Below are 2,644 nucleotides of genomic sequence, written 5' to 3'. Positions count from 1 at the left end.
AGGCGGTCGACCCGGGCGCGGGCGTGATGCTGCACCGCGTCGAGGGCGAACACGTCCGCGTCGGCGAGGTGGTGGCCACCGTCCACGCGGGCGACACCGCACGGTTGCCGGCCGCACTCGACGAGGTGGCGGCCGCGTTCCGGACGGGCCCGGATCGCGGTCCTGCCGGCGTGGTGACCGAGCGACTGCGCGGCTGGTGACCGTCCGGGAACGGACGCCGGGGGCGACGCATCCCCGGATCAGGCGAGGTCGGGCGTGGTGACGAGCTTCTCGACGTCGTCGACCAGGTCACGCCACTCGGACGCCTCGTCGTCGTACGGTGCGGTCGGCTCGAGCAGCTTGGCGTCGTCGGGGTTGAGGACGTAGTGCAGGTAGCGCCGTAGCGCCGACCCGCGCCCGGTCACCGACGCCTCGAGTTCGGCGTCGCCGACGTAGGTGGCCAGGTCGGTGACGAACTCGACCGCCAGGCCGAGCTGGTCGGAGTCCACCATCTCCGGCCCGACCTCGATGTCGCGGTCGAGCCCGGCCAGGACGTACACGTTGTCGTCTGTGACGTGCACGTCCAGGCTGCCGTCGGTCGCGGCGATCTTGACGCGCTCGTAGGTGGCCACCCGGCTCAGGGTGTCGTCGTCGTTGTCGGCCAGGTAGCGGGACAGGCCGCGCGCACTGGTGAAGACGTACGCCTGGTCCCCGTCGCCGAGGAACACCGGCCGGTCACCCAGGTAGCAGCGCAGACTCAGGTACTCCTGGTCGGCGAACACGATCCTGACGGGGTCGATCCCCACGCTCTCCCAGAGCGAGCCCTCCGGGTACCCGGTCGGGGCGGGCTCGGGCTCCGGCTCCGGCTCGGGGAGCGCGGCCTCGGCGGTCTCCAGGTCGTGGCGCGCACGCTCGACCTCGGCGCGGTCGATCTCCGGGGTGGTCATGACGTCCTGGATGGCGTCGAGGACGTCGTCCCAGCCCTTGGCGACCGTCTTGCGGATGGATTTCCACAGCTTGAGCCCGTCGCGGCCGTAGAACTCGTCCATGCCGTGCGTGACGGACGCGAGCACCGGGTTGCCGTTGAAGAACTTGGTGACGGTGTCCAGTTCGCACACCTCGCCGATCGAGCGGGCGATCGCGAAGGACTGATCGATCTCGTCGACCGACGACTCGGTCGGATCGTCCCCGAGGAGCTCGAGGACGCCGACGAGGTCGTAGCAGTTCTCCTCGGCGGCGCGGAAGGCGAGCACGTCCGATCCGGCGAACTCCTCCCACGAGGGGTGGTCCTGCAGATCGTGCTCCGCGCCGCTGCGGACCAGGGCGAGGAGTTCGGCCGTCGAGTCGAAGGCGTAGAGGTCCTCGTCCAGCCCGAGGAACGCCTCCCAGTCGTCGTTGTCCTCCCGCCAGCTGGGTGCCCAGAGGGTCGTGACGTCTCCCTCCGGGAGACCGAGCTCGATCGGGACGATGTCCTTGGCCATGCCGGTCAGCATATCCACGGCTAGTCAGGCGGTGCCACGGCCCGCCGGGGCGGGGTCGGTGTGATGACGGGCGGCGTCCTCGGCTGCTCGCCTCCGACCGCTCACGGCGAGGGCCACCGAGCCCGAGACCAGCTCCGCGCGACGGGTGTTGGCCTGCTCCACGGCAGCCGACGTGGCCTCGAGGATCGACGCCGCGACCACCTCGGACCCGTGCCTGCGCAACCCGGGCGCCAGCACGAGGTCCACCACGCTCCCGCCGGAGTCCGCGGTCGCGGTGGCGAGTCGGTCCCGGCTGGTCGTCGAGATGCGCAGGGTCTCCAGCTGGTCGTGTGCCGACTCCCACTCGGTCGCGATCCCGCGCAGACGATCGAGGAACGCCTCGACGTCCAGTCCTCCGGCGCTCACCTGACAGACCCGCCCGGCTCGTCGTCCGGGTCCCTCTCGTCCCAGTCCCGCTCGTCCCAGTCGTCGGCGGCGAGGCGTTCCAGCAGATCGCGGGCGTCGCTCGCGGCCGCGGTGAGGCTGCGCAGGACCGCGCGCGCCACCTCCGCGGGCGGGCGGTCGAGGAGGGCCTCCGGAAGGGCCAGGCCCACCGGGACGCCGTCGGTGCCGACCTCGGCGACCACCCCGGTCATCGGGTCGGTGTGCCGGCAGCTGTCGGGTGCCATCAGCCGGTCGGACGGTAGAAGCCGTGGAACGACATGCCGATATTGTCGGTGCGGAGCCCGGACACCGCTACAGGGTCCCCGGCCTCCACGATCTGACCGTTGCCGATGTACATGGCGACGTGGCCGTCCCACACGAGCAGGTCACCGGGCAGGACGTCCTGCGGGGACACCTGGACACCCACGCCCTGTTCCTGGGCCAGGCGGGGGATCTCCACACCGGCGTCCCCGTACGCCCACTGCGTCAGGCCACTGCAGTCCAGCCCCTGGCCGGGAGAGGTGCCGCCCCACACGTACGGCACACCCTGCTGACTGAGCGCGTTGCGGACAGCGCCGGCGGCCTGCTCGTTGGGGGCGGTGACGACCGAGCCGTCGGGCAGGGTCACCTCGGTTCCGCCGCCGATCACCCCGGACCCGGCGTCACCGAACCCCGCCGTCCCGGGCACGAACCCGGGCCCGGCGGCGGACTCCGCCGCGACACCCGACGAGCCACTGTCGAACGAACCGCCGTCAAACGAG

4 protein-coding genes and 1 pseudogene are annotated in these 2,644 nt (G+C 71.7%); 1 reads left to right on the top strand and 4 read right to left on the bottom strand.

The genetic code is table 11. From position 1 onward, the window contains the following. Nucleotides 1–200, top strand: a pseudogene (locus G6023_RS09960) (thymidine phosphorylase); the annotation flags it as partial. 39 nt (nucleotides 201–239) lie between these two features. Here G6023_RS09960 and G6023_RS09955 read toward each other — a convergent pair. From G6023_RS09955 to G6023_RS09940, 4 genes are all read right to left on the bottom strand, one after another. Further along, entirely contained in the window at nucleotides 240–1,472 is a 1,233-nt protein-coding gene (locus G6023_RS09955) for a SatS C-terminal domain-containing protein (protein WP_119192279.1), read from the bottom strand. Between the two features lie 12 nt (nucleotides 1,473–1,484). Then, on the bottom strand, nucleotides 1,485–1,865 hold the full coding sequence (locus G6023_RS09950; protein ID WP_067712187.1) for a YbaB/EbfC family nucleoid-associated protein: 381 nt from the start codon (nucleotides 1,863–1,865) through the stop codon (nucleotides 1,485–1,487). Continuing rightward, nucleotides 1,862–2,128 (bottom strand): hypothetical protein, encoded by a 267-nt coding sequence (locus G6023_RS09945; RefSeq protein WP_182635264.1) that lies wholly within the window; start codon nucleotides 2,126–2,128, stop codon nucleotides 1,862–1,864. The genes G6023_RS09950 and G6023_RS09945 overlap by 4 nt, the downstream gene beginning before the upstream one ends. Further along, nucleotides 2,128–2,644, bottom strand: a 517-nt coding sequence (locus G6023_RS09940) for a C40 family peptidase (RefSeq protein ID WP_241727793.1), incomplete at its 5' end; no start/stop codon positions are given. The genes G6023_RS09945 and G6023_RS09940, both read right to left, overlap by 1 nt.

It is taken from the genome of Dietzia sp. DQ11-71, from assembly GCF_014144995.1.
Lineage (GTDB): Bacteria > Actinomycetota > Actinomycetes > Mycobacteriales > Mycobacteriaceae > Dietzia > Dietzia kunjamensis.
The sequence above is the reverse complement of the archived record's forward strand: the minus strand, read 5'-3'. Positions and strand labels throughout refer to the sequence as shown.

Coding starts and splice junctions, on each gene's coding strand:
- G6023_RS09955 (WP_119192279.1), bottom strand. CDS start 1,472: ATGCTGACCGGCATGGCCAAGGACATCGTCCCGATCGAGCTCGGTCTC.
- G6023_RS09945 (WP_182635264.1), bottom strand. CDS start 2,128: ATGGCACCCGACAGCTGCCGGCACACCGACCCGATGACCGGGGTGGTC.